Source organism: Nocardiopsis deserti, from assembly GCF_008638355.1.
Classification (GTDB): Bacteria; Actinomycetota; Actinomycetes; order Streptosporangiales; family Streptosporangiaceae; genus Nocardiopsis; species Nocardiopsis alborubida.
In genome coordinates this window covers 25,497-51,661 of the sequence record NZ_VWVS01000022.1, presented here as the reverse complement: position 1 = coordinate 51,661, position 26,165 = coordinate 25,497, and the positions used below count along the sequence as shown (strand labels likewise).

The window sequence follows — 26,165 nt, the reverse complement described above, 5'->3', positions numbered from 1 at the left end:
CACTAGGATGAGCCGGTCGGAACGTTTCAAGGGTGACCGCGCCTGAGCGCGGGTGTGACGTCCGAGACGACATGAGGATGAGTCATACGTGAACGGAAAACGCGCTTCAGGCGATGGTTCCGAGAGCGCTCTCGCGGAGGCGTTCTCCCACGCACCCGAGCCCATGGCGCTCGCCCTGGCCGACGGCGCGATCGTGCACGCCAACCTGGCCTTCACCGAACTCTTCGGCCGCGACGCCCCCGAGCTCGCCGGGGGAGCCTGGTTCGACCTCCTCGACGGTGACGACGCCCAGCGCGGCGCACGCGTCCACGACGAGGCCCTCGCCGGGCGCTGGGGGCGCCGCTCCCGCCTGCGCCTGAACGTCGCCGACAAGGCCGCCCACCTGGTGGAGGCCGAGCTGCGCCCCCTGCCCGGGGACGGTGCGGAGGGCGCCCGCGTGGTCGTCCTGCTGCACGTGCTCTCCACCGAGGAGGCCGATCTGCGCGTGATCGGCGAGCTGCGCACCGACAACTCCGACTCCGTGCTGTGGAGCCTGGACCCGGTCAGCGGACGCCTGCGCGAGATGTTCGGCCCCACCCCGCTCGGCGCGCTGCTGGCCGGGAACGACCGCGAGCTCGAACGCATCCTGGAGCGCGTCCACCCCGACGACATCGCCCGCGTGCGCGACGCCATCTCCGCCTCCTTCGCCGGACGCGACTACGAGCAGCGCTTCCGCGTCTTCGACCGCCTCGGCGACGAGCGCTCCCTGCACGTGCGCGCCCGCTACGTGCCAGGCGACCCCGACCGCCTCGTGGGCATCGTCGACGACGTCACCGAGCACGTCCAGCTCGTGCGCCGCCTCGCCGACCGCCGCCGCACCGAGGCCGAGCACGGCCGCCTGGTCACCGAGCTGTCCTCCAAACTCGTCTCGGCCACCACCGTCGACAAGGTCATGGACCTGCTCAGCGAGGAGTTCCTGCCCATCTTCGGCGGAGTCCACGCCGTCGCCCTCTACGTCGAGGGAGGGCTGCTGCGCAGCTCGCCCAGCGCCCACACCAAGGGCGGCGACAGCAACATCGACCACATCGACGGCCGCCGCGCCGACGACACCGACTTCCCCATGGGCGCGGTCATCCAGGACCGCCAGCCCCGCTTCTTCGAGAGCCGCGCCGAGATCATCAGCCGCTTCCCCGCCGCCGTCGAGCTCATGCGCCAGGTGCGCGGCCAGGCCTGGGCCACCGTGCCCATCTTCGGCGACGGCAAGGTCGCCCTGGGCGTGTGGCAGATGGTCTGGGACCGTCCCCACCACGCCAGCCGCGACGAGCGTGCCCTCATGCTCACCTTCGCCGGGCTCGCCGGGCAGGCGCTCCAGAGGATCAAGGCGCAGCAGGCCGAGCTGGAACTGGCCGACGCGGTCCAGCGCCGCATGCTGCCCCGCCAGGTGGCCAGCTTCCCGGACATGGACATCGCCACCAAGTACCTGCCCTCCCGCGCGGACTGGCGCATCTGCGGCGACTTCTACGACGTCATCGAACTCCCCGAGAACAAGGTCGGCCTCCTGGTCGGTGACGTCCAGGGGCACGGCGTCGAGGCGGCGGCCGCCATGGGCCAGATCCGCGTGGCCTTCCGCGCCTACGCCACCAACCAGTCCGACCCCGGCGTCGTCCTGGGCGAGACCAACCGCCTGCTCACCGAGACCGGCGAGATCGTCTTCGCCACCTGCGGCTACCTCGTCGTGGACCGCGAGAGCGGCGTCATGCAGGCGGCCTGGGCCGGACAGCCGCCCGTCGTCCTGGCCACCCGGAGCGGCTACGAGCTCTGGGAGCCCGAGACCGGTCCTCCGCTGGGCGTGCTCTCCGACCCCGAGTACACGGTCACCACCCGCATGCTCCCGCCGGGCACCGCCCTGCTGCTGTGCTCCGACGGACTCGTGGAGAGCTCCGAGGTGCCCATGGGGGACGGGCTGGCCCGGGTCGGCGCGGCGCTCGCCGAGCACCACGAGAGCCCCGAGGCCGCCGCGCACGTCATCGCCGAGATGGCCCCGGCCGGACGCGGCGACGACATCGCCCTGCTCATCACCCGCATGATCCCCTCGACCGAGCCCGCGCGGAACCGCGCCGCCGTGGTGTCCACGACCTGACCGGTGCCCTTGGCCGCCTACTCTGGACAGGTGTCCGAAACGCTCTTCGACGACGCCGGTGCGGAGGCCGCCAGGGGCCAGGAACCGCTCGCCGTGCGCATGCGCCCCCGCACCCTCGACGAGGTCGTGGGCCAGCGCCACCTGCTCGGCGGGGGTAGCCCGCTGCGCCGCCTGGTCGAGGACGACGCGCCCATGTCCGTGTTCCTGTGGGGACCGCCCGGCACCGGCAAGACCACCCTGGCCACCGTGGTCAGCCGCGTCACCAAGCGCCGCTTCGTGGAGCTGTCCGCCGTCAACGCCGGAGTCAAGGACGTGCGCGCCGTCGTCGACGACGCCCGGCGCCGCATGGGCATGCACGGCACCCGCACCCTGCTCTTCGTGGACGAGGTCCACCGCTTCAACAAGACCCAGCAGGACGCGCTGCTGCCCGCCGTGGAGAACCGCTGGGTCAGCTTCATCGGAGCCACCACCGAGAACCCCTTCTTCTCCGTGGTCAGCCCCCTGCTGTCGCGTTCCCTGCTGCTGTCCCTGGAGTCGCTGGAGGACGCCGACATCCGCGCCCTGGTGGACCGGGCCCTCGCCGACGAGCGCGGGCTGGACGGCCGCTACACGCTCTCCGACGAGGGCGCGGACCACCTCGTGCGCCTCGCGGGCGGTGACGGCCGCCGCTCCCTGACCTACCTGGAGGCCGCCGCGCTCGTCGCCGGCCCGCCCGCGGCCGAGCCGGTCACCATCACCGCCGAACACGTCGAGCGCGCCGTCGACCGGCACGCCGTGCGCTACGACCGCTCCGGCGACCAGCACTACGACGTCGTCAGCGCCTTCATCAAGAGCATGCGCGGCTCCGATCCCGACGCCGCCCTGCACTACCTCGCGCGCATGATCGAGGCGGGGGAGGACCCCCGCTTCATCGCCCGCCGCGTGGTCGTGCACGCCAGTGAGGACGTCGGCATGGCCGACCCCACCGCCCTCCAGACCGCCGTGGCCGCCGCCCAGGCCGTCGAGCTCATCGGCATGCCCGAGGCCCGCATCAACCTCGCCCAGGCCGTCATCCACATCAGCCTGGCCCCCAAGTCCAACGCGGTCGTCTCCGCCATCGACGCCGCCGCGGCCGACGTGCGCGCGGGTCTGGCCGGACCCGTCCCCGCCCACCTGCGCGACGGCCACTACCGAGGCGCCGCCGAACTCGGCCACGGCAGGGGCTACCGCTACGCCCACGACTTCCCCGGCGGCGTCGCCCCCCAACAGCACGCCCCCGACGGGCTCGCCGACCGCGAGTACTACCGGCCCACCCAGCACGGCGCCGAACGGCGCTTCAGTGAGGTCCTCCAACGCATCAAGGAGGTCCTGCGGGGCGGCGGCCAGCGCGGCTGAGCGCAGGGGGAGCGGGCCCGCGATACCGCCGGGAGCCGCGCCGTGCGGCGGCCGGGCCCGGCCGCCGCACGCCTTCGGGGGACGGGTGCCCGTCCACGGCGGTCAGTCGGTGAAAAGCTCCGTGACCTGCACGATCTCGCGGGGGCCGTCGTCCCCCTCCTCGGCGGGCTCGGCGAAGGTCACCTCCACGATCACCACCGGACCCCACGACAGGTAGTCGACGAAGTCGCTCCCGGTCAGCTCCCAGGTGCCCCGGCCCTCCTCGTCGATGAACAGGTGCTCGGGCGCGGCGCAGAACTTCGCGCAGAGCACCGCGGCGTCGGGGGCGATGACGGCCTCGCCGGGCTCCCCGGCCACGTCCCACTGCTCGGCCCAGGCCGTGTGGCTGGGGATGCCCTGGCCGCGGACCGGCTCGTCCTCGCGGTCGACGGGGGTGTACACCCACGGCCCCGACTCGGGGGACTCCTGCTCGGCGGGGTCGAACCGCACCACCAGGGTCAGCGGGTCCTCCTCTGCGACGGGGCTCGGTGACGCGCCCCCCTCCCCGGCGGCACCCGCGACCAGGGCGTCCCCCTGCTCGGGGGCGAGCAGCCGGGAGACGCCCCACACGCCGCCGCCGACCAGTGCGAGCGCGAGCACCGCGCTCCCGGCCAGGAACACGGCCCGGGCGGGACGCCTGTTGGACATGCGCCCCTCCAGCCGGATGACCTCGGGCACCCGCGCGGGGGGCTCCACCGCGTGCCACTCGCGCTCCAGGACGCGCGCCAGCTCGTCGCGGTCCGGTACGGCGGCCGTGCCCCCGCCGAGGGAGCCCGCGGCGCCCCCGCGGCCCTCCGCGGCGTTCTGGGCCTGCCACACCGCGATGACCGCGCCGATCACCTCGCGCAGGCTGGGGCGGCCGTCCGGGTCGGGGTCCAGCGAGCGCCCGACCACCGGCTGGAGCCCCCTGGCCAGACCGGTCAGGTCGAACGAGCCCTGCGCGGCGCGCTCGGCGATCTCCTCGGGCTCTCCAGGGCCGAAGGGCAGGCGCCCGGTCCCGGCGAAGGCGACCACCGCGCCCCAGGCGAACACGTCGGCGGCGGGTGTGGCCGCCCCGCCCCGGAAGCGCTCGGGGCTCAGCCAGGTGGCACCCGACCCGCGCATCCGCTCCGGGGAGGCGACGACCGCGCACTCCATGATGTGCGGGCCGTGCGACTCCAGCAGGATCTCGCTGGGGCGCAGCGACCCGTGCGCCACGCCGCGCGCGTGCAGCGCGGACAGCCCCTCGGCCAGGCCGGTGGCCAGCGCGATGAGCTTGCCGGTGCCCAGCCCGCCGCGCTTGGTGACGAAGTGGGACAGCCGCTCGCCCGCCATGTAGGGCATGGACAGCCACGGGGGGTTGGCGTCGCTGTCGAAGACCAGGGGGATGACCACGCGCGCGGAGTCGACGTTGGACAGGGCCCGCAGGCGCCTCTCCAGCGCGGGGTAGGCGTCCGCGGACTCCAGTTCGGGGGATGTGAGGACCTTCACTGCCACCAGGCGGTCGCCCGCGCTGGCGGAGGCGGTGTCCACGGCGGCGTAGACGGTGCCGCTGCCCCCCTGTCCGAGGCGCCCGAGGACGAGGTAGGGACCGATCCGCGAGGGGTCGTCCGGATAGAGGGGGGCCAGGTCCGGCGGTACCAGTACGGAGATCTCTCGGGGAGAACGAGGGCTCATGAGCGTCCTGTCGATGCTTCTGGGGCCGAGGGGGGTGGCTGAGTGTCCGCACATCGTAGTCAGCTTTTCGGAAGGACCGGGCTTGCGGACGATTGTCCCCCGGGGCGGGCGGACCGTCGATCCCCGTGGCCCGGACCGGCCATCCCGCAGGGGGTGCGGACGCGCCGTGGTGTCCTCGCTCACCCGGAGACGGGACGCGATAGGGTCGGCCGAAACCGGCCCGTCCCGCGCGGACCACAGGGGAGGATCCGCCGAGCCAGGGAACGCCCGTTCACGGCGCCCGGCCCGGCGCGGTCGCCGGCGTCCTCCGGCCCCCGGTCCCGGCGCGTGCGCGAGGGGCCGCCGCACACCCTCGAAGTCACCCTCTATCTGCCCACGGAGCCCGCATGCTTACCGGAGGAGAGGTCGCCGCGCTCGTCGCCGCGGTGGTCTGGGCGGTGCTGGCCACGTTCATGTGCGTGGCGCTCGTCAAACTCATCAAGCTCATCAACGAGGCGACCAAGGTCGTGTCGGAACTGGGGGACCGCACCCCGCCCCTGCTGGACGACGTCGCGTCCACGGTGGAGCGCACCAACACCTCGTTGGAACGGGTCGAGGAGATCACCGCCAACGTGCAGGCCAGCTCCGAGGACGTCTCCACGATGACCGCGCTGACCCGCTCGGTGCTCACCGGTCCGCTGGTGAAGGTGGCCTCGCTGTCCTACGGCGTGCGCCGCGTCCTCGGCCAGCGCAGGGCCCTGGCGGTCGTGCGCACCCGCAGGAGGAAGGCGACCCGGTGATCGGCAGACTGTTCTACCTCGCCGCGGGGGCCGCCATCGGCGGTTACGCGGTCCACCGCGTCCACCGCGCCCGGCGCGCGCTCACCCCGGACGGTATCGCCGAGCGCGTGGAGGGCAGGGTCGGCGAGTACCGGGGCGCCCTGCGCGAGCTCAACGAGGACCTGGCCGAGGCCGTGCGCGAGCAGGAGGAGGAACTCCTGCGCCGGTACGCCCCCGAGAAGGGGCGCAGGCCCCTGCCCGGGGCCGACGACCGCGGGCTTCCCGGGGCCGGTTGACCGTCCCCTAAAGTGGTCCGGGAGACACGTATTCCCCCTCACGTTGGAGCCGCACGTGCATCCGCAGCAGCCTCCGAACGGTCCCTACCAGGGCGGTTATCCGCAGCAGCCTCCGAACGGCCCCTACCAGGGCGGTTATCCGCAGCAGCCGGTGCCCTACGGGGGCCACTTCCCGTCGGGCCCGGTCAGGATGCCCGGCGCGGCGGTTGCCGTGCGGGTGCTGATGTTCATCGGCGGCGTCTGCGGCCTGCTGTTCGGCGGGCTGCTGTGGCTGGCCGCCGCGATGGCCTCCGGTGACAGCCGGTTCAGCGAGGAGTTCATGCAGGGCGTGCAGGAAGGGGCGGGTTTTCCCATCTCCTCCACCGACGCGGGGCTGCTCTTCGCGCTCGTCGGCGCCATCCCGTTCGTCTACGGAGTCCTGTCCACCCTCCTCGCCGCGCTGATGGGCCGCCGCAGCGCGGTCGTTCTGTGGTCGGTCGTGGTCTTCCAGGCCCTGGCAGCGCTCACCCTGGTGTTCAACACGGTCACCGGCGCCGTGGGATCAGTCGTCCCTCTGGCCTTCGCCGTCCTCATGATCGTGCTCATGCTGCTGGGGGGCACGCGCGCCTACTACACCCGGTCCGCTCCCGCCGCCTACTGAGGTGGGCCGCCCCGTCCGCGCCACAGGGGGACCGCGAGGGATCGCGGTCCCCCTCGCTGCGTGTGGTACCGCGTTCCACCTGCGCGTTTCGTGTCCTGTCGGGGACTCTCGGTAGAGTCGTGCCCCGGTGGCCGGGGTTACGGAAAGGCCGAAAGGGAAGCCTCCGGCTCCGTGCCCGAGACCTCCCGCCGCCTCGGGTCCGCCCCGGCGGGGCAGTCGTCCCCGCCGCTCCTCGGTCCCCCCGGCCTCAGACGCTCCTCCCCCTCGCGATCCGGAAGGGATCACCCGTGCACCCCTCGCCGCAGCCCGACCCCCGCCAGCCCCTCCCCGGGCAGCTCCCGCCCGGTTATCCGGCACCCGGCCAGCCCGTCCCGGGGCGACTTCCAGCAGCTCAGCCGATGCACGGCTTCCCCGTTTCCGGCCAGCCCGCCCCCGGCCAGCCCCCGGTCGGCTACGGCTTCCCCGGCCAGGTTCCCCCGCCCCCCGTGTACCAGGCCTTCCAGGGCATGCCGGGGCAGGCCGTCGCCGTCCGGGTGCTCATGTTCATCGGCGGACCCATCGGCATCCTGCTGGGCGCTTTTCTCGGTGCCATCGCCCTCCTGGGCTTCGGCGTGGGAGAGATGGCGGGAGAGGCCGACGAGGGCGCCTTCAGCTTCCTGGCCGCCTTCACCGGAGCCGTCGCCCTCGTCCCCCTGGCCTACGGCATCGTCTCCACCACCCTGGCCTCCCTGATGGGACGCCGCCGCGGCGGCCTGCTGTGGGGCGTGGTCGCCTTCCACGGCGTCGCGTCCCTGATCCTGCTCGTCGCCGTCATCGCCGGCGACTACTTCTCCCTCGTCCCGCTCGCCTTCGCCGCGGTGATGATCGGCCTGATGCTCACCCCCCGGGTCCGGGAGTTCTACCTGTCCTAGCACCGTCGCGGCCCCGTCCGGACGGGGCCGCGACGGTGGCCGGCGGCGATAGCCTTGGAACAACCAGGCCGCCGCCGTTGTCCTGATCAGGGCGGCCCCGGCGGCCACCCGCAAACCACGCGCGCTGGCAGCACGGTTCCCTCTACGATGGGCGCCTACCGACCACGCGTGACAACGGTCCCGCACAGGGACACGCACGCCGCCCGGGGCGGCGGAGCCGAGCAGCAGGAGGGCATCAATGGAGACGGCAGAGATCGCGCGCCGCTTCCTCAGTTTCTTCGAGAAGAACGGACACACCGTGGTGCCCTCGGCAAGCCTCATCGCCGAGGACCCCACGCTGCTGCTGGTGCCCGCAGGCATGGTCCCGTTCAAGCCCTACTTCCTGGGCCAGCGCACGCCCCCCCACGACACCGCCACCAGCGTGCAGAAGTGCATCCGTACCAAGGACATCGAGGAGGTCGGCAAGACCTCCCGGCACGCCACGTTCTTCCAGATGCTGGGCAACTTCTCCTTCGGCGACTACTTCAAGGAGCGGGCGATCCCGCTGGCCTGGGAGCTGGTCACCACGCCCGTGGAGGAGGGCGGCTTCGGCATCGACCCCGAGCGGCTGTGGGTCACCGTCTACCTCGACGACGACGAGGCCGAGGCGATCTGGCGCGACAAGGTGGGCGTGCGGCCCGAGCGCATCCAGCGCATGGGCAAGGAGGAGAACTACTGGGACATGGGCGTGCCCGGTCCCTGCGGCCCCTGCTCCGAGATCTTCTACGACCGCGGTCCCGAGTACGGCGTCGAGGGCGGCCCCGAGGCCGACGAGGACCGCTACATCGAGATCTGGAACCTCGTCTTCATGCAGTACGAGCGAGGTGAGGGCAGCGGCAAGGAGTACCCCGTCCTCGGGGAGCTGCCCAAGAAGAACATCGACACCGGCCTGGGCCTGGAGCGCCTCGCGGCGGTCATGCAGGGCGTCGACAACATCTACGAGACCGACATCATCGGCCGCGTCCTGCACCGCGCCGCCGAGCTCACCGGCACTCGCTACGGCGACGACCAGGACCAGGACGTCATGCTCCGTGTGGTCGCCGACCACGTGCGCAGCGCCGTCATGCTCGTCGGCGACGGCGTGCGGCCCGGCAACGAGAAGGCCGGATACGTCCTGCGCCGCATCCTGCGCCGCTCCATCCGCAACCTGCGCCTGCTCTCGGGCACCGACACCGCCTTCCTGCACGAGCTGACCGAGGTCAGCATCGACGCGATGAAGGACATCTACCCCGACCTGCTGGACCGGGCCGACGTCATCCACGGTGTGGTCGACACCGAGGAGCGCAACTTCGCCGAGACCCTGCGCGCGGGCACCGCGCTGTTCGGCCGCGCCGCCGAGCGCACGCGTGCCGGGGGCGGCACCCTCCTCTCCGGTTCGGACGCCTTCCAGCTGCACGACACCTACGGCTTCCCCATCGACCTCACCCTGGAGATGGCGGCGGAGCAGGGCCTGTCCGTGGACGAGTCCTCCTTCCGCGAGCTCATGCAGCGCCAGAAGGACACCGCCAAGGCCGACGCCAGGTCCAAGAAGCTCGGCAACGCCGACATCTCCCTGTACGCGCGGTTGCTGGAGGGCGCGGGGGAGACCGACTTCCTCGGCTACACCGAGGCCGAGAGCGAGTCGCGCGTCAAGGGCATCGTCGTGGACGGCGTCTCGGCGCCCGCGGCCCGCGCGGGGGACAAGGTCGAGGTCGTCCTGGACAGCACCCCGTTCTACGCCGAGAGCGGCGGCCAGCTCGCCGACACCGGCACGCTGACCGTGGACGGCCGCGGCGTGGTGGACGTGGAGGACGTGCAGAAGCCGCTGCCCGGCCTGTTCGTGCACCGCGGCACCGTTCGCTCGGGGGAGGTGGTCCTGGACGACACCGTGCACGCGGGCATCGACACCGGCCGCCGCCACGCCATCGAGCGCTCGCACTCGGCGACCCACCTCATCCACTCGGCGCTGCGCAACGCGCTGGGCCCGTCCGCGGGCCAGGCCGGTTCGGAGAACCGCCCCGGCCAGCTGCGCTTCGACTTCACCGCCGACAGCGCGCTGGGCGGCGAGCGCCTGGCCGAGGTCGAGGAGGAGGTCAACACCGTCCTGGCGGGCGACATCCCGGTCCAGACCGAGGAGAAGAGCCTGGACGACGCGCTGAAGATGGGCGCCATGGCCATGTTCGGCGAGAAGTACGGCGACCGCGTACGCGTCGTGGAGATGAGCGACTACTCCGTCGAGCTGTGCGGCGGCACCCACGTGCCCTCCACCGCCAGGCTGGGCATCGTCAAGCTGCTCGGTGAGTCCTCCATCGGCTCGGGCGTGCGCCGCGTGGAGGCGGCGGTGGGCGTGGACGCCTTCCGGCGCCTGTCCAAGGAGTCGACACTGGTCGGGCAGCTGTCCGAGCAGCTCAAGACCCCGCGTGAGGAACTGCCCGAGCGCATCGACTCCATGGTCTCCCGGCTGCGCGCCGCCGAGCGGGAGATCGAGAAGCTGCGCGCCGCCCAGGTGCTCCAGGCGGCCGGTTCGATCGCCGAGGGCGCCCGCCGCCACGGCGCCGCGCTGGTCGTGGCCGCCCCCGCGCCGGAGGGCGCCAGCGGCGACGACCTGCGCAAGCTGGTACTGGACGTGCGCGGCCGCCTCGGTGAGGACGAGCCCGCGGTCGTGGCGATGACCGCCGTGCCCAAGGACCGCCCGGTCGTGGTGATCGCGACCAACAAGGCCGCGCAGAAGGCCGGGATCAAGGCGGGCGAGCTGGTGGGTATCGCGGCCCGCGCGCTCGGCGGCGGTGGCGGCGGCAAGCCCGACATCGCCCAGGGCGGCGGCAGCGACGCCACCAAGGTGGACGAGGCCCTGCGTGCCGTCGAGGAGCGCGTGGCCAGGGGCTAGGCCGTCTTTTTTGGGCCCCGCCTCGCTTCGGTCCGTGTTCGGGAGCCCGAACCAAACCCCCGGGGCTGGGGCCCGCCCGATGAACGGGCCCCAGGACAACCGCTCGAACGGGCGTGTGCGGCACCGGTGCCGCACACGCCCGACGCGTGTGCGCGGACGTGACGAGTACCACGGGGTCCGTCCGTTTTCCCCGGGTGCTCCAGTCGAACCCCACCTGGACACGAAATGAATATGTAGCATAACCAAGAGTGATCATGTGGAGGATTCCGCGGTGCTCGGGCACGGTGGTCCCCAGAGGCCTCGGGCCCGTCGCCACCTGCGGGGGAACCGCCCCGGGCCCGGCTGCCGGGTGCCGCTGCGGCGTCCGTCCGCGCAGCAGCGGCTCCGGGGTGTTTTACACTCTGACGGAGCGCGTCCGACCCGGGCCCCGCCGGAACCGCCCCGTACGAGGCGGCCGACGCGGCCCGCGGCCCCGCACGGCGACCAACGCCGTTGAGGCTGCGTGCTGTCATCGAATCGGGCATACTGTGGCGCGTCACAGCCGATCACACGGCTGTCTGTGCGGAGTTTCCCGCGATCCAGCTGACGAACAGGACCACCGTGTTGAGGATTTCCCAGCCGCGGTGCCGTGTCCGCAATGGCACGGCCCGCCCGAGCACCGCTCCCGGTTCCGGGGAGAGGTCCTCGTGAGGCACGGTGTGCGCCTGGCCGTCGACCCCGGCAACGCCCGCATCGGAGTCGCCGCGAGCGACCCCAGCGGTACGCTCGCCAGCCCGGTCGAGACCGTCCGGCGCGGAAGGGGCGACACCCAGCGCATCGCCCTGCTGGTCCTGGAACGGGAGGCACGGGAGGTCGTGGTGGGCTACCCCGCCTCACTGTCGGGGGAGGAGGGCCCGGCGGCCCGCTCCGCGAGGGAGTTCGCGCGTACGCTCGCCGCTCTCCTGCACCCCGTCCCCGTCCGCCTGGTCGACGAACGCCTCACCACGGTGACCGCCCAGAGCCAGCTGCTCTCCGGCGCCTCCTTCGCCGCCAAGGGCGCCAAGGGCGGCCGGGCCCGCAGGTCGGTCATCGACCAGGCCGCCGCCACCGTGCTCCTCCAGAGCGCCTTGGACCAGGAACGGTCAACAGGCCATCCCCCGGGCGAGATCGTCCGCTCCAGCCAGGGAGAATGATGAACGACAGGGACGACTACCCCGACACTCCCTATCGTGGGCGAGCCGACCGCGAGCGCGGTTACGACTACGACCCGCTCAGCGACCCCCCGCCCGCGCAGCCGCCCCCGCGCGGCCGCAGGGCGCGCCCCGAGCCGGCGGACTGGAACGAGGACTCCGGCGCGGGTGAGTTCCGCACGCCCCGGTACGGACCCCGCGGCGGCGGATACGACCCGCTGAGCCCGGAAGGGCAGCCGTCCGGGCGTCGGCACCGCGCCGAGCCGCCCGCGGAGGGCCCTTCGGGCCCCGCCCGGCGCGGAGGCGCCGCCGACGCCCTGCGCGGCGGACGCGCGGCCCGCTCCAGCGCCCCCCGCCGCCAGGACCAGGAGGCTCCCCGGCCTCCGGAGCCCGCGCCGCCCCGCTCCCAGGGCCCCGCGCGCTCCCCGCAGACCGGCCGTCCGGCGGGCGACCCGACCCAGGACGCCCTGGCCGCCCTGGCCAACCTGGGCGAGCCCGCCGCGCCCGCCCGGCCCGAGCAGAGCGCTCCGGCCGCGCCCGCCGCGGAGGAGGAGCCGACCCGGCGCGGCCGCCGCGCCCGCCCCGAGCACGACCCCGAACCCCCGCCCGAGCCCCAGCCCGAGGCGCCCCGCCGAGGCGGAGGGCGACGCAGGCGCGGCGCCCCGGCCGACGAGGCCCCAGCCGCCGCGGCCCCGCCCCCCGAGGAGGAGCCCCGCGGCCGTCGCGCGCGCCGCAGGCGCGGCAGGCGCGACGACGAGCCCACCGGCGGCTTCCTGGACGACGCCCCCGAGGACAGCGGGGTCTTCGACTCCGGGACCTTCCCCGGCGTCAGCGGCTCCGCCGACACCGGCGCGTTCGCCGCGGTCGAGGAGCCCCCGGCCCGTCGCAGCCGCCGCGCGCGCGCCGACCGTGACTCGTGGGACGAGCGTTCCGACGCCCCCGCCGACAGCGGCGCCTTCCCCGGGACCGACGCCTTCGCCCCGGCCCCGGAGTCCGACTCCGGCGCGTTCGAGGCCCAGGACTTCGACGAGGAACCGCAGGAGGAGCCCGAGCAGCGTTCTCGCCGCTCCCGCCGCAGGCAGGCGGAGGAGGACCGGGGAGGCCGCCGCCGTGGCGGACGCCGCAGGCGCGGTGCCCCCGTGGAGGAGGTCCCACCGGAGGACGAGGCTCCTGAGGAGGAGTCCGCCGAGTCCTTCGCCGAGGAGGAACCCGAGCCCCGTCCCCGCCGCTCCCGCCGCGCGTCCGCGGCCGACGACGGCGGTCGGCGTGGCGGACGCCGCAGGCGCGGCCGCCGCGAGGAAGCGGAGGAGGAGCCCGAGGAGGAGGACGACTACGAGGAGCCCAACCTCGCCGACATCGCCGAGGCCTACGGCGGCGGCCGCAGCAGCCGCAGGAAGGCCAAGGAGCTCAAGAGGGCCCGCGCCAACGCGGGCAAGGGCGGCAGGAAGCGCCGCCGCAGGAGCAGGGCCCTGACGATCGTGCTGGCCCTCGTCCTGCTCCTGGTGGTGGCGGGCGGCGGCTACGCCGTCATCCGCACCTACGTCCTGCCCGCCGACTTCGACGGCCAGGGCAGCGGCGAGACCGTGTTCGTCATCGAGGAGGGAGACGCGGGTTCGGTCGTGGCCGACAACCTCGCGGAGGCCGGGGTCGTGGCCAGCTCCCGCGCGTTCCTCAACGCGCTGGGCGCCGTCCCCGAGGAGGAGCTCGGCTCCGGGCTGGCCCCCGGAACCTACTCCCTGGCCCAGGGGATGAGCGGCGAGGCGGCCGTGGCCGCCCTGCTCGACCCGGCCAGCCGTGTCGGCGGGCGCGTCACCATTCCCGAGGGGCTGCGCACGGACGGGATCTTCGAGAGGATCTCCGAGGCCACCGACCTGAGCGTGGAGGAGCTGGACGCGGCCTACGCCCAGACCGACGAGCTCGGTCTGCCCGACTACGCCACCGAGGGGCCCGAGGGCTACCTGTTCCCGTCCACCTACCGGTTCGACCCGGGCACCGAGGCGCTCTCGGTGCTCAGGACGATGGTCACCCAGCACACCCAGGAGGCCGAGGAGATCGACCTGGAGAACAGGGCCGAGGCACTGGGCTACGACGCCAACGAGATCATGGCGATCGCGGCCATCGTCCAGGCCGAGACCGGCACCAGGGAGGACATGCCCCTCATCTCGGCGGTCGTGCACAACCGCCTGGAGCGGGACATGCCGCTCCAGATGGACAGCACGTGCTTCTACGTCCTGGGTGAGGAGGGCACCTTCCTCAACGACGAGCAGCGCGCCTCCTGTGAGGCCGACCCGCGCGGCTACAGCACCTACGGCATGATCGGACTGCCCGCCGGGCCGTTCGTGGCCCCCGGAGTGGACGCCATCGAGGCGGCGCTGGAGCCGGCTGACGAGGAGTACCTCTACTTCGCGCTCGTCGACCCCGAGAGCGGTGAGACCGGCTTCTCCAACACCCTGGAGGAGCACAACCAGATGGTGGCCGAGAACCAGGCCGAATGGTAGGGGGAGGGTGACATGGGACCGGTGCGCGCCGCCGTCCTGGGCTCGCCGGTGGCCCACTCGCTCTCACCGGTCCTGCACACCGCCGCCTACGCGGCGATGGGCCTGGACCACTGGTCCTACGGCCTGCACGAGTGCGGGGAGGAGGAGCTCGCGCCCTTCCTCTCCGGACTCGGCGGGGAGTGGGCCGGGCTGTCCCTGACCATGCCGCTCAAGCGCCGCGCCCTGGAGCTGGCCGACACGGTCGACGACCTGGCCCTCCAGGTGGGCGGGGCCAACACCCTGGTCAGGGGGGTGCGAGGGTGGCACGCCTCCAACACCGACGTCGCCGGGATCGCCGCGGCCCTGACCGAGGCCGGTGCGGGTGCCCCGCGCAGCGCGGTCGTCCTGGGCGCCGGGGCCACGGCGGCCTCCGCGCTGGCCGCCCTGCGCCTGCTCGGCCTGACCGCCCCGGTCACCGTGCTGGCCCGCGACACGGCCCGAGCCGGGCAGGTGGCCGCCGCGGCCCGCCGGATGGGCCACCCGCTGGAGGTCGCGCCGCTCGCCGAGGTGGAGGAGCACCTGGACGCGGACCTGGTCGTGTCCTCCCTGCCCTCGGGTGCGGCCGACGTCCACGCCGGCCTGCTCGCCGCCTCGCGCGCCGACCTGTTCGACGTCGTCTACTCGCCCTGGCCCACCCGCGCCGCGGCGGCCGTCGCCGCGCGCGGCGGCCGCGTGGTCGGCGGCTTCCCCATGCTCCTGCACCAGGCTGTCGAGCAGGTCCGCCTGATGACCGGTGTCCGGGACGTGCCGGTGGAGGCCATGCGCGCGGCGGGTGAGGCGGAACTGGCCCGCCGCTCGGTCTCCGCCTGAGCGCGGTCGGAGGCGGCGTCCGGCAGGGTGGGACGAGCGGGCCTCGGGCACTGGTACTATGAGGTATCGACTTGGTCCGGTGTGTCCCACACCGGAACCGCAAGCGGAGATGATCCTCCCACCTACCGGGTACCGCCCGCGTAGGTTCCGGCCCGGCGATCGATCGTGCCGCGTTCTGTCGACCGAGCACCCGTGTCCGGGGTGCCTGGTCCGCGCGTCCGTCCTCGCTGGGAATATCCGGTCGGATCACCCCGCTTGCACACGCTGGCGGGGTTTTCGCTGTATGCGGACCCCGACGCGACCGGCGGCCCGACGGACGAGGGCGGCCCGGTCCACACGGCCGTCCGCCACCAGGCGGGCGACCGGTCCCAGGTAATCGACATAGCTAGGGAGGGGTCTCATCAGCGCAGAGCCCCGCATCAATGACCGCATCCGGGTGCCTGAGGTCCGTCTCGTCGGACCCAACGGCGAGCAGGTCGGTATCGTCTCCGTGCAGGACGCCCTGCGTCTCGCCCAGGAGTCCGACCTCGACCTCGTCGAGGTCGCGCCGACCGCGCGCCCGCCGGTCGCCAAGCTGATGGACTACGGCAAGTTCAAGTACGAGTCCGCGGTCAAGGCCCGAGAGTCGCGCAAGAACCAGTCGAACACGATCATCAAGGAGATCAAGCTCCGCCCGAAGATCGACCCGCACGACTACGAGACCAAGAAGGGTCACGTGGTGCGGTTCCTCAAGAGCGGGGACAAGGTCAAGGTGACGATCATGTTCCGCGGACGCGAGCAGTCCCGGCCCGAGCTGGGCCGCCGCCTGCTGGCGCGCCTGGCCGAGGACGTCCAGGACCTCGGCACCGTGGAGTCGCAGCCCAAGCAGGACGGTCGCAACATGGTCATGGTGATCGGCCCGCACAAGCGGCGGTCCGAGCACAAGGCCGAGGCCCGTGCGGCGGCGGGGGACAAGACCCGCCGCGAGCAGAGCTCGGACGCCTAGCGACGCGAGGTCCTCCACCGCCCGGTCGCCGGCAGGGACCGGGTGGTGAGCAGGGCTGCGCACGGCCCGGATGCGGCGCCCCGACGCGCGGTGTCCCCGCCACAGCAGCGGAAGAACCGTGTCGTCCGCCCCCTCGGGGCGGGTGGCACTCCGACGGAGTAGGAGACGACGGCGACATGCCGAAGAACAAGACCCACAGTGGGGCCAAGGACCGTTTCAAGGTCACCGGCTCCGGCAAGATCATGCGCCGCCGTGCCAACAAGAACCACATCCTTGAGCACAAGACCTCCAAGCGCAAGCGCAAGCTGGGCAACGAGGCCGTGCTCTCCCCCGCGGACGCCAAGAACATGCGCAAGCTGCTCGGCAAGTAGTCCCGGGCCCCTCCCCTTCCGCGGAAGCGCCCGTCCGCCGGCCACGGCCGGTGCGGTGACGGCCCCCGGGAGGGAACCACCGAAGCAACACGGCCGCCGGGTTCGACGCAGCCGGGCCGGTCGGCGCGCCGCGCGCGCCGGAAGAGACAACTAGGGAGTTCCAGTGGCACGCGTGAAGCGGGCTCTCAACGCCAAGAAGAAGCGCAAGGTCGTTCTCGACCGGGCAAGCGGCTACCGCGGGCAGCGCTCGCGCCTGTACCGCAAGGCCAAGGAGCAGATGCTCCACTCGATGACCTACTCCTACCGGGACCGCAAGGACCGCAAGGGGCAGTTCCGTCGCCTGTGGATCCAGCGCATCAACGCCGCCTCCCGCGCCCAGGGCCTGACCTACAACCGCTTCATGCAGGGTCTGAAGCTGGCCGGCATCGAGGTCGACCGCCGTATGCTCGCCGAGCTGGCGGTCAACGACGCGGCCGCCTTCGCCAGCCTGGTGGAGACGGCCAAGAAGGCCCTCCCCGCCGAGGCCGCGGCCTAGGCGAGCGGTGATGGCGAGCCACGAGTTCACGAGCATCCGCTCACCCAGGATCAAGGGGGTTCGGCGGCTCGCCAAGCGCACCTTCCGCCAACGCGAGCGGCGCTTCCTCGCCGAGGGCCCGCAGGCTGTGCGCGAGGCCCTGGCCGCGGCGGTCGACGGTACCCAGGGGCGGTCCCCCCACGGAGGGGCCGCCCCCGGAGTGGTCGAGGTCTACGCCACGGCGGAGGCCATGCAGCGCCACATCGACCTGGTGGACGCCGCCCGCGCGGTGGACGTGCCCACCCACAGGGTCAGCCTGGACGTGATGTCGGAGCTGGCCCAGACGGTCACCCCGCAGGGGATCATCGCGGTCTGCGAGTTCGTCGACGTCCCCCTGGAACAGGTCGGCGACGTCCGACTCGCGGCCGTGCTCTCCCACGTCCGCGACCCGGGCAACGCGGGCACGGTGCTGCGCACCGCCGACGCGGCCGGCGCCGACGTCGTCATCTTCACCGACGCCTCCGTCGACCCCTACAACGGCAAGTGCGTGCGGGCCTCCGCGGGAAGCCTGTTCCACCTGCCCGTGGTCGTGGGCGTCCCCGTGGCGCGCGCCGTCGACTTCCTGCGCGGCGCGGGCGCGCGGGTGTGGGCCGCGGACGGCAGCGGCCAGCGCGACCTGCACGCCGTCGCCGACAGCGGCGACCTGGACGGCCCGGTCGGCTGGGTCTTCGGCAACGAGGCCTGGGGCCTGCCCGAGGAGACCGTCGCCCTGACCGACGGCGCGGTCAGCGTTCCGATCTACGGCGGGGCCGAAAGCCTGAATCTGGCCACCGCGGCAGCGGTCTGCCTCTACACCACCGCGCGACAGCAGCGGCGTTCCTGAGCCGGTCCGGACGGGTTCGGATCGGCCCAGCTCACGACAGGGTCAATCACTGCGCGTGACTGCTCGGGTGCGTTTTCGGGGATCCCGTGCGCGGGCCCGGCCACCGGCGTCCGTGCGGGTTCCGGGTACCGCGTTCGTCCGAAGTGCACGTGCACCGGCACCGCGTGCCTATAGGGTCGGGGCCGAGGGACCCGGGGAGGGTCCATGCGCTTCGCGCGTAGGGCCCGGCGGGCTACCCGTGTCGCGGGTGCGACGCTGTGTCCTTCCTGCCCCACCCGGCAGGCTTGACGACACCGCGTGAGCACGCGCCGCGCGCCCGGGCCCGCGGTCCCCGTTCCCGGGCGGCGGGTCGCCGGGAGGGGGCTCGTACGCTCGTCTGTCGTCGGGCGCCCGTTCCCGGGTCGCGAGGCGTACCAGGTGGAAGTGCAGGGTAGACAACCCGCGGTGGTGTCCACGGGTGTTGCGGACACGACCGGTCAGCGGTCCTCGGCCCAGGAGCCTGTGGTCGTGGACCTTCAAGGGGAGCGGGGAGAGGCGTGGGCAGCGGCCGGCAGGTGGACCACCCGGCGGAGGACTCGGGCAGCGGGACCGCTCACGTTCCCGCTGTCCTGTGGGAGGTCGACGGCGGCTCGCCCGCGGGGCCGGGCGGCACCCCGCTGCACGCGGACGACCTGCCCGACGGCGTCGTCGTGGCCGACTCCCGCGGTCGCGTCGTGCTCTTCAACACCCAGGCCGCCCATGTCCTGGGCGTCCCCGCCGAGTCCGCCCTGGGCCGCGACTACCGCGCCGTCCTGCCCCTCCTGGGCATCGACGGCAACGACTGGTGGCAGGCCAGCGACCCCTACGGCGGCGCGCGCGACCGCGTCCGCCAGGCCGAGCGCGCCCTCCTGCTGCCCGACGACCGCGAGGTCCTCGTCGCCGCGCGCTACGTGCGCGCCCGCCCCGGGGGAGAGCTCGTCCGCCTGGTCGTCACCCTCCGGGACGCCTCCGCGCACGCCGAGCGCTCCCGCGCCGACCTGGTCTCGGAGGTCGCCCACGAACTGCGCTCACCCCTGACCAGCGTCAAGGGCTTCACCTCCACCCTGCTCGCCAAGTGGGAACGGCTCACCGACAAGCAGAAGCTGTTCATGCTGGAGACGGTCAACGCCGACGCCGACCGCGTCACCCGCCTCATCCACGACCTGCTCGACGTCTCCCGCATAGAGTCGGGCCGCCTGGAGGTGCGCCGCCAGGTGGTGGACCTGCCCGAAGCCGTGCGCCGGGTCGTGGCCGGCCGCGTCGCCTCCGGGGAACCGGAGGAGCGCTTCCGGGTCGAGACCCGCGGGGAGCTCCCGCGCATGTGGCTCGACGCCGACAAGATCGAGCAGATCCTGTCGAACCTCGTGGAAAACGGGGTGCGGCACGGCGCTGGTACTGTCAGTGTCGTGATCGAGCCCTGCGAGGGAGGAACAGCGGTGTCGGTGCGCGACGAGGGCCAGGGCATAGCGCCCGAGACCATTCCGCGCGTCTTCCGCCAGTTCTGGCGCAGCAAGCGCCGGGGCGGAACCGGCCTCGGACTGTTCATCGTCAAGGGCCTCGTCGAGGCCCACGGCGGCACGATCACCGTCGGACGCGCCCCCAGCGGCGGCGCGGAGTTCCGATTTACCATGCCCGCCGGGGCACCCGAGTTCGTCTGAGGCCCTCAGACACTCCAGCCTCCCCGGTGGGCGCAACGGCGTGCCCCGGGCTCCGCGACACACGTCCTTGGCCGGGCCCGCCCGAAATCCGCCTGTGCTCTTCCTGTCGGCTTCGTCCGCCCCGCCGCGGACCGTGACTGCCGCCCGTCCTCCATGCCGGGGACGTCGGCGGCGAGGCAACCAACCATGTCTGCACCGAACAATTCCTTCGACCCGGTCGAGGTGACCCCCCTGCACCCCGACGAGGTCGCCCGCATGCGCGAGGAGGCGCTGGCCGCCGTCGAGGCCGCCGCCGACCTCGCCGAACTCAAGGAGGTCCGGCTCGCGCACGCCTCGGACCGCTCCCCGCTGGCCCTGGCCAACCGGGAGATCGGCGCGCTTCCCCCCGCGGCCAAGGCCGACGCGGGCAAGCGCGTGGGCGGCGCCCGCCGCGACGTCGGCCAGGCCCTCAAGGCCCGCCAGGCGGTCCTGGAGGCCGAGCGCGACGAGCGCGTCCTCATCGAGGAGCGCGTCGACGTCACCCTGCCCTGGGACCGGGCCCCGCGCGGCTCCCGCCACCCGCTGACCACCGTCGCCGAGCGCGTGGCCGACATCTTCGTCGGCATGGGCTTCGAGATCGCCGAGGGCCCCGAGGTCGAGGCCGAGTGGTTCAACTTCGACGCCCTCAACTTCAAGCCCGACCACCCCGCCCGTACCATGCAGGACACCTTCTTCGTGCAGGGACCCGACGGAGGCGAGTCCGGCCTGGTCATGCGCACCCACACCTCGCCGGTGCAGATCCGCGCCCTGCTCTCGCGGGAGCTGCCGGTGTACGTGGTCGCGCCCGGAAAGACCTTCCGCACCGACGAGCTCGACGCCACCCACAGCCCCGTCTTCCACCAGCTGGAGGGCCTGGTCGTGGACCGCGGCGTCACCCTGGCTCACCTGCGCGGGGCCATCGACGCCTACGTCGAGGGCGTGTTCGGCGAGGGACTGCGCACGCGCTTCCGCGCCTCCTACTTCCCCTTCACCGAGCCCTCCGCCGAGGTCGACATGGAGTGCTTCGTGTGCCGGGGCGCCTCCGTGGGCAACCCGGACGCGTCCTGCCGCACCTGCTCCAGCGAGGGCTGGATCGAGATCGGCGGCTGCGGCGTGGTCAACCCCCGCGTGCTCACCGCCGCGGGTGTGGACCCCGAGGTCTACACGGGCTGGGCCTTCGGCCTGGGAATCGAACGGACACTGATGTTCGCGCACGGGGTGCGCGACATGCACGACATGGTCGAGGGCGACATCCGCTTCACCTCGGCGTTCGGGAGTGAGAACTGATGCGCGTCCCCCTGAGCTGGCTGCGGGAGTACGTCGACCTTCCGGTCGGCACCACCGCCCGCGAACTCGCTGGCCGCCTCACGCTGGCGGGCCTGGAGGTCGAGACCGTCGACGAGCTCGGCTCCGACATCACCGGCCCCATCGTGTACGGCCGGGTGCTGGAGATCGAGGAGCTCACCGGGTTCAAGAAGCCCATCCGCTACTGCAGGGTCGACGTGGGAGGGGCCAACGGCACCGGTGAGCCGCAGGAGATCGTCTGCGGCGCCCGCAACTTCTCCGAGGGCGACCTGGTCGTGGTCTGCCTGCCCGGCGCCGAACTGCCCGGCGGCTTCCGGATCGGCGCCCGCAAGACCTACGGCCGGATGTCGGCGGGCATGATCTGCTCCGCCAGCGAGCTGGGCCTGTGGGAGGACCACAGCGGCATCGTCGTCCTGCCCGAGGGCTTCGGCACGGTGGGCGAGGACGCCATCGGGCCGCTCGGCCTGCGTGAGGACGTCCTGGACATCGCCGTCACGCCGGACCGCGGCTACGCGCTGTCCCTGCGCGGAGTGGCCCGCGACGCCGCCGCGCTGTACGGGGTGGACTTCCGCGATCCGGCCGACGTCGCCGTCGCCGGGTCCGGCGGTGAGGGCCACCCCGCCGAGATCGACCCCGCCCTGTGCGACCGCTACGTCCTGCGCGGCGCCACCGGGTTCGACCCCGACGCGCCCAGCCCGCTGTGGATGAAGCGCCGCCTGCACCAGTGCGGCGTGCGCCCGGTCTCCCTGGCCGTCGACGTCACCAACTACGTGATGCTCGAACTCGGCCAGCCGCTGCACGCCTGGGACCGCGCCCAGCTGCGGGGGGCCCTGCGGGTGCGCGCCGCCGAGGCGGGGGAGAAGCTGGAGACCCTGGACCACGTCCAGCGCTCCCTGGACACCGACGACATCGTCATCGCCGACGACAGCGGCCCGGTCAACATCGCCGGGGTCATGGGGGGTCTGACCACGGAGATCTCCCTCACCAGCACCGAGGTGCTGGTGGAGGCCGCGCACTTCGACGCCATGCACATCGCCCGGGCCTCACGGCGCCACCAGCTGTCCTCGGAGTCCTCCCGCCGCTTCGAGCGCGGCGTGGACTCGGCCGTGCAGCTGGCCGCCGCCACCCGCGCGGTCGAGCTGCTCGCCGACCTGGGCGGCGCCACGGTCGAGACCGCCTACACCCACCTGGACCGCACCGCCGCGCGCGAGCCGGTCACGGTGCGGGCCTCCCACGCGGGCGCCGTCGCCGGGGTGGACTACCCCGAGGGCACCACGCGGCGGTGGCTGCGTGCCGTCGGCTGCGAGGTGGAGGCCGACGGGGACCTGCTGAGGGTCGTTCCGCCCAGCTGGCGGCCCGACATCACCGACCCCAACGACCTCGCCGAGGAGGTCATCCGCTTCGAGGGCTACGAGAACATCCCCTCGATCCGCCCGCGCGCCTCGGGCCGCGGCCTGACCGCGAGCCAGCGCCTGCGCCGCGCGGTCGGCCGCACCCTGGCCGGGACCGGCTTCCACGAGGTGCTGAACTACCCCTTCGTCGGCGAGCGCGACCTCGACGGCCTCCAGTTGGCGGCCGACGACGACCGCCGCGGCGCCCTGCGCCTGGCCAACCCGCTCAACGAGGGCGAGCCGCTGCTGCGCACCACGCTGCTGCCGGGTCTGTTCAAGGCGCTGGCCCGCAACGCGGGTCGCGGGTTCACCGACGTGGCCCTGTACGAGACGGGCCTGGTCTACCGGCCCAGGCCCGGCGCTCCGCGCGCGCCCATGCTGGCGGTGGACCGCGGACCCGACGCCGAGGAACTGGCCCGGATCGAGGCCGCCCTGCCGGACCAGCCGCGCCGGGTGGGCGCGGTGATCTCCGGCCACGCCGAACGCGCCGGATGGTGGGGCCCGGGCAGGGAGGCCGGCTGGGCCGACGCGATCCAGACCGCGCGCGACGTCGCCCGCGTCGCGGGGGTCGAGCTGGAGGTCGAGGCCGACCAGCACGCTCCGTGGCACCCGGGCCGCTGCGCCGCGCTGTACGTGCGCGTGGACGGCGAGCGCCTGCTGGTGGGCCACGCCGGTGAGCTGCACCCGCGCACCGTCCAGGCGTTCGGGCTGCCCGAGCGCACGGCCGCGGTGGAGGTCGAGCTCGACCGGATCGAGCGGGCCCGCACCCCGGTCATCGCGCCGGAGATCTCCACGTACCCGGTGGCCACACAGGACGTGGCCCTGGTCGTGGACTCCTCGGTACCGGTCGGCCAGGTCAGCGCCGCGCTGGCCGAGGGCGCCGGTGAGCTGCTGGAGAGCGTGCGCCTGTTCGACGTCTACACCGGGGACCAGGTCGGCGAGGGCGGCAAGTCGGTGGCCTTCGCCCTGCGCTTCCGGGCCGCCGACCGGACGCTGACGGCGGAGGAGGCCGGAGCGGCCCGCGACGCGGCCGTCGCCCTGGCGACCGAGCGCACGGGGGCCGTCCTGCGCGGCTGAGGCAGGGGGCTGTTCCGCGCGGCCCGAGCGTGCGTGTTCGGGCCGGGGCGGGGCCGGTCACCTCCCGAATACGGGGGTGATCGGCCCCGCCCTCGTGTGTACGCGGCTCCGCGCGCCGAGTGTGGCGCGGGGGTCGCACACCGTCACGCCACGCCACGCGTGCCGGTGAAAGCTCTGACGGCGACACCGGATTCCAGATTGTTTTTCGGCGTGTTTTTCCAGCCCAGCAAGGGTTTTGCTGCCGACCCCCGAGGGTAGCCGGCATGAAGTTTGTGTTTCGGGGCATGGATCTTCGTTTTGGCTCTTGCTGTGAGGTGGGTCGCACGCTTAGCCTGCAAGCACCTGCCACCAACGGGCGCCCGTGTGCAGGCTGGATCAACCTGAGTTTTCCACTGCGCTCTCGCGCATGACACGGCTCGGAGGTCGCCATATGACCGAAACGGTTGTCTCGTCCGCACTCGCTCCCACGCAACAGCGGGAGCCCAGTCGCCTCTGGCACACTTTCTGCGATATGAACACGGTGGTCAGGGGTCCGGAGTTCATGGTGGCCCGCGCCGAGGGCGTGTGGCTCTGGGACAGCTCCGGTGACCGCTACCTGGACGGTACGGCCAGCCTCTGGTACTGCAACGTCGGCCACGGCCGCACCGAGATCGCGGACGCGGTCCACCGCCAGATCAGCACCCTGGACGCCTACACGGTCTACGGGGACTTCGCCAACGGACCCGCGGTGGAACTGTGCGAGCGCCTGGCCTCGCACGCCCCGGTGGCCGACCCGCGGGTGATCCTGACCTGCGGGGGAGGGGAGTCCATCGACACGGCCGCCAAGCTGGCGCGGCGGTACTGGGCGGTCACCGGCCAGCCCGCGCGCACCCACCTGATCAGCCGGACCGGCGGCTATCACGGCCTGCACGGGTTCGGCACGAGCATCTCGGGCATGGACCGGTTCCGCAGCGGCTACGGCAAGCTGGTCGAGGACACCTCCGTGGTGCCCCACGACTCGGCCGAGGCCCTGGAGGCCGAGATCCTCAGGGTCGGCCCCGAGCGGGTCGCGGCCTTCTTCGCAGAGCCGGTGGTCGGCGCGGGCGGGGTCTTCCTGCCGCAGGACAACTACTTCGCCGAGGTGTCGCGGATCTGTCACAAGTACGGCGTCCTGTTCGTCGTCGACAGCGTCATCTGCGGTTTCGCCCGGATGGGGAACTGGTTCGGCATCGAGCGCTTCGGTGTCGACCCGGACATGATCGTCTTCGCCAAGGGCGTCTCCAGCGGGTACCTGCCGCTGGGCGGCGTCGTGGTCAGCGGACGCGTGGCCGACCCCTTCTACAACGGCGAGGGCAACCCGTTCCTGCACGGGACCACCTACGCCGGGCACCCGACGGCGTGCGCGGCGGCGATGGCCAACCTGGACATCCTGGAGCGCGAGGACCTGTTCACGGTGTCGCTGGAGATCGAGCGCCAGCTGGACGGCGCGCTGCGCGGTCTGGCCGACCACCCGATGGTGGCCGAGGTCCGCTCGGGCCTGGGCGTCATGGGCGCGGTGGAGCTCACCGAGGAGGCTCTGAGCGGCCGGGGCATCACCACCCAGGAGGTGTTCGCCGAGGCGCGGGCCCGCGGTGTGATCGTACGGCCCATACCCACGGCGCTGCTCGTCTCGCCGCCGCTCATCATCACCTGGGAGCAGATCGACCACATGGTGTCCACCCTGTCGGCCGCGCTGGACGCGGTCGCCGCCCGGCACTGACCACGGGGCCCCGCCGTGTCCCCGGCGGGGCCCCGTGGAGGAAACCTCCTCCCGCGGCCGCCTTCCTCCGGCCCGTTCCCGCAACCGCCTTCCTCCGGCTGTTCCCGCAACCGCCTTCCCGAGCCCGGTGCGCTACTCCGCGCGCCGGGTGTGACGCGTTCGGGGCAAAACCACTGGGCGAAACGCCCCGCGTCGAGTAAAATTTACTGGGAAGATATTTCTTGTGGGTGAGATGCGCGTCGGTGTCCGCCCCGGGAGGGACAGGGAGCGGACATGACCACAGAGCCGACCGAGGCCACGGACAGTGCGGACAGTGCGGACAGTGCGGGCAGCGTAGGTGGGTCGGGTAACGCCGGCGCCGCGGGCAGCGCGACGAACGACGACGACCTCATCACCGCCTGGGGGCTGGTCCACGAGGCCATGAGCGTCATCCAGCCCAAGCTCCTGGGCGGCATCACCCCCGACGGAAGGGACATGGCCGGGCCGTGGTTCGAGGTGCTCATACGCCTCCAGCGCACCCCCGGCCACCGGCTGCCCATGAGCCGTCTGGCCCGCGAGGTCAGCCTGAGCACGGGCGGGTTCACCAAGCTCGCGGACCGCCTGGAACGCGAGGGCTACCTGGCACGGGAGAACTGCGCCTCCGACCGCCGTGTCGTCTACGCTGTCCTCACCGACAGGGGCCTGGACTTCATCGGCCAGGCGCGCACCAGACACGTCGAGCGGCTGCGCGAGCACGTCCTGGGCCCCCTCGGCGAGGACGGGGTGCGCCAGCTCGCCGCCATCGCGCGCACGCTCCGTGACAGCTCCTGCTGCTGACGGCGCGTTCGGGTCGGAACTCTCGGTAGCCGAATCCGCGCCCTCCCGGTGCGCCACCGGACCCGAAGGCGGGGAAGACATCCCACCGGCCGCCGTTCCCGTGTAGGTTGGCGGAAGTTCGTGGGTCCCGCGGGGTGGACCGTGAGCGCACAGTTTTTCGGGGGGAATGATGGGACT

The 26,165-nt window shown here is 73.0% G+C and carries 20 protein-coding genes; 19 read left to right on the top strand and 1 reads right to left on the bottom strand.

All coding sequences use genetic code 11. From position 1 onward, the window contains the following. Nucleotides 1–88: 88 nt before the first annotated feature. Both FYW99_RS26580 and FYW99_RS26575 read left to right on the top strand, forming a co-directional pair. A complete protein-coding gene (locus FYW99_RS26580; protein ID WP_150254766.1) occupies nucleotides 89–2,119 on the top strand; it encodes a SpoIIE family protein phosphatase in 2,031 nt (676 codons plus the stop codon). Between the two features lie 30 nt (nucleotides 2,120–2,149). Continuing rightward, a complete protein-coding gene (locus tag FYW99_RS26575; protein ID WP_150254765.1) occupies nucleotides 2,150–3,493 on the top strand; it encodes a replication-associated recombination protein A in 1,344 nt (447 codons plus the stop codon). A gap of 102 nt (nucleotides 3,494–3,595) precedes the next feature. Here the strand turns inward: FYW99_RS26575 and FYW99_RS26570 are convergent, their stop codons facing one another. Further along, the gene (locus FYW99_RS26570; protein ID WP_150254764.1) at nucleotides 3,596–5,188 is read right to left on the bottom strand and encodes a serine/threonine-protein kinase; all 1,593 of its coding nucleotides are present in this window, start codon (nucleotides 5,186–5,188) and stop codon (nucleotides 3,596–3,598) included. A gap of 386 nt (nucleotides 5,189–5,574) precedes the next feature. On the opposite strand from FYW99_RS26570, the gene FYW99_RS26565 reads away from it, so the two are divergent. The 17 genes from FYW99_RS26565 (at nucleotide 5,575) to FYW99_RS26475 (ending at nucleotide 25,988) form a co-directional block, all read left to right on the top strand. Next, the gene (locus FYW99_RS26565) at nucleotides 5,575–5,967 is read left to right on the top strand and encodes a DUF948 domain-containing protein (RefSeq protein ID WP_150254763.1); all 393 of its coding nucleotides are present in this window, start codon (nucleotides 5,575–5,577) and stop codon (nucleotides 5,965–5,967) included. Next, the gene (locus tag FYW99_RS26560) at nucleotides 5,964–6,242 is read left to right on the top strand and encodes a hypothetical protein (RefSeq protein ID WP_150254762.1); all 279 of its coding nucleotides are present in this window, start codon (nucleotides 5,964–5,966) and stop codon (nucleotides 6,240–6,242) included. The genes FYW99_RS26565 and FYW99_RS26560 overlap by 4 nt, the downstream gene beginning before the upstream one ends. Nucleotides 6,243–6,297: 55 nt before the next feature. Then, nucleotides 6,298–6,882, top strand: a complete 585-nt coding sequence (locus FYW99_RS26555) for a proline-rich domain-containing protein (protein ID WP_150254761.1) — start codon at nucleotides 6,298–6,300, stop codon at nucleotides 6,880–6,882. Nucleotides 6,883–7,280: 398 nt separating this feature from the next. Beyond that, complete coding sequence (locus tag FYW99_RS26545) at nucleotides 7,281–7,793, top strand: hypothetical protein (protein ID WP_223839606.1); 513 nt, start codon at nucleotides 7,281–7,283, stop codon at nucleotides 7,791–7,793. 238 nt (nucleotides 7,794–8,031) lie between these two features. Continuing rightward, complete coding sequence (gene alaS, locus FYW99_RS26540) at nucleotides 8,032–10,698, top strand: alanine--tRNA ligase (RefSeq protein WP_150254759.1); 2,667 nt, start codon at nucleotides 8,032–8,034, stop codon at nucleotides 10,696–10,698. Between the two features lie 686 nt (nucleotides 10,699–11,384). Next, nucleotides 11,385–11,870 (top strand): Holliday junction resolvase RuvX, encoded by a 486-nt coding sequence (gene ruvX / locus FYW99_RS26530; protein WP_150254758.1) that lies wholly within the window; start codon nucleotides 11,385–11,387, stop codon nucleotides 11,868–11,870. Continuing rightward, nucleotides 11,870–14,365, top strand: coding sequence for an endolytic transglycosylase MltG (gene mltG, locus FYW99_RS26525; RefSeq protein ID WP_150254757.1), 2,496 nt, complete (start codon nucleotides 11,870–11,872; stop codon nucleotides 14,363–14,365). Before ruvX ends, mltG begins: the two co-directional genes overlap by 1 nt. 12 nt (nucleotides 14,366–14,377) lie before the next feature. Continuing rightward, nucleotides 14,378–15,214 carry a shikimate dehydrogenase gene (locus FYW99_RS26520; protein WP_190394819.1) on the top strand — a complete coding sequence of 279 codons (837 nt, stop codon included), beginning with the start codon at nucleotides 14,378–14,380 and terminating at the stop codon, nucleotides 15,212–15,214. 400 nt (nucleotides 15,215–15,614) lie between these two features. After that, the gene (gene infC, locus FYW99_RS26515; protein WP_150254756.1) at nucleotides 15,615–16,199 is read left to right on the top strand and encodes a translation initiation factor IF-3; all 585 of its coding nucleotides are present in this window, start codon (nucleotides 15,615–15,617) and stop codon (nucleotides 16,197–16,199) included. Between the two features lie 176 nt (nucleotides 16,200–16,375). Continuing rightward, nucleotides 16,376–16,570 (top strand): 50S ribosomal protein L35, encoded by a 195-nt coding sequence (gene rpmI, locus FYW99_RS26510; protein ID WP_013154086.1) that lies wholly within the window; start codon nucleotides 16,376–16,378, stop codon nucleotides 16,568–16,570. 163 nt (nucleotides 16,571–16,733) lie between these two features. Further along, nucleotides 16,734–17,105 carry a 50S ribosomal protein L20 gene (gene rplT / locus FYW99_RS26505; protein ID WP_150254755.1) on the top strand — a complete coding sequence of 124 codons (372 nt, stop codon included), beginning with the start codon at nucleotides 16,734–16,736 and terminating at the stop codon, nucleotides 17,103–17,105. Nucleotides 17,106–17,115: 10 nt separating this feature from the next. Then, on the top strand, nucleotides 17,116–17,967 hold the full coding sequence (locus FYW99_RS26500; protein WP_150254754.1) for a TrmH family RNA methyltransferase: 852 nt from the start codon (nucleotides 17,116–17,118) through the stop codon (nucleotides 17,965–17,967). Nucleotides 17,968–18,503: 536 nt separating this feature from the next. After that, on the top strand, nucleotides 18,504–19,643 hold the full coding sequence (locus FYW99_RS26495; protein ID WP_150254753.1) for a sensor histidine kinase: 1,140 nt from the start codon (nucleotides 18,504–18,506) through the stop codon (nucleotides 19,641–19,643). A gap of 186 nt (nucleotides 19,644–19,829) precedes the next feature. Continuing rightward, nucleotides 19,830–20,948, top strand: coding sequence for a phenylalanine--tRNA ligase subunit alpha (pheS, locus tag FYW99_RS26490; RefSeq protein WP_150254752.1), 1,119 nt, complete (start codon nucleotides 19,830–19,832; stop codon nucleotides 20,946–20,948). Further along, entirely contained in the window at nucleotides 20,948–23,434 is a 2,487-nt protein-coding gene (gene pheT, locus FYW99_RS26485; protein WP_150254751.1) for a phenylalanine--tRNA ligase subunit beta, read from the top strand. Before pheS ends, pheT begins: the two co-directional genes overlap by 1 nt. A gap of 511 nt (nucleotides 23,435–23,945) precedes the next feature. Then, nucleotides 23,946–25,172: an aminotransferase family protein gene (locus FYW99_RS26480; protein WP_150254750.1), complete on the top strand. Its 1,227-nt coding sequence runs from the start codon at nucleotides 23,946–23,948 to the stop codon at nucleotides 25,170–25,172. A 273-nt stretch (nucleotides 25,173–25,445) separates the two neighbouring features. Beyond that, nucleotides 25,446–25,988 carry a MarR family winged helix-turn-helix transcriptional regulator gene (locus tag FYW99_RS26475; protein WP_394350380.1) on the top strand — a complete coding sequence of 181 codons (543 nt, stop codon included), beginning with the start codon at nucleotides 25,446–25,448 and terminating at the stop codon, nucleotides 25,986–25,988. The last annotated feature ends 177 nt before the right edge of the window (nucleotides 25,989–26,165 follow it).

Excerpts from the sequence above, each read along its gene's own strand:
- FYW99_RS26570 (WP_150254764.1), bottom strand. The coding sequence starts at position 5,188 with ATGAGCCCTCGTTCTCCCCGAGAGATCTCCGTACTGGTACCGCCGGAC.
- FYW99_RS26565 (WP_150254763.1), top strand. The coding sequence starts at position 5,575 with ATGCTTACCGGAGGAGAGGTCGCCGCGCTCGTCGCCGCGGTGGTCTGG.
- FYW99_RS26545 (WP_223839606.1), top strand. The coding sequence starts at position 7,281 with ATGCACGGCTTCCCCGTTTCCGGCCAGCCCGCCCCCGGCCAGCCCCCG.
- alaS (WP_150254759.1), top strand. The coding sequence starts at position 8,032 with ATGGAGACGGCAGAGATCGCGCGCCGCTTCCTCAGTTTCTTCGAGAAG.
- mltG (WP_150254757.1), top strand. The coding sequence starts at position 11,870 with ATGAACGACAGGGACGACTACCCCGACACTCCCTATCGTGGGCGAGCC.
- FYW99_RS26520 (WP_190394819.1), top strand. The coding sequence starts at position 14,378 with ATGGGACCGGTGCGCGCCGCCGTCCTGGGCTCGCCGGTGGCCCACTCG.
- rpmI (WP_013154086.1), top strand. The coding sequence starts at position 16,376 with ATGCCGAAGAACAAGACCCACAGTGGGGCCAAGGACCGTTTCAAGGTC.
- FYW99_RS26500 (WP_150254754.1), top strand. The coding sequence starts at position 17,116 with ATGGCGAGCCACGAGTTCACGAGCATCCGCTCACCCAGGATCAAGGGG.
- pheS (WP_150254752.1), top strand. The coding sequence starts at position 19,830 with ATGTCTGCACCGAACAATTCCTTCGACCCGGTCGAGGTGACCCCCCTG.
- pheT (WP_150254751.1), top strand. The coding sequence starts at position 20,948 with ATGCGCGTCCCCCTGAGCTGGCTGCGGGAGTACGTCGACCTTCCGGTC.
- FYW99_RS26480 (WP_150254750.1), top strand. The coding sequence starts at position 23,946 with ATGAACACGGTGGTCAGGGGTCCGGAGTTCATGGTGGCCCGCGCCGAG.
- FYW99_RS26475 (WP_394350380.1), top strand. The coding sequence starts at position 25,446 with ATGACCACAGAGCCGACCGAGGCCACGGACAGTGCGGACAGTGCGGAC.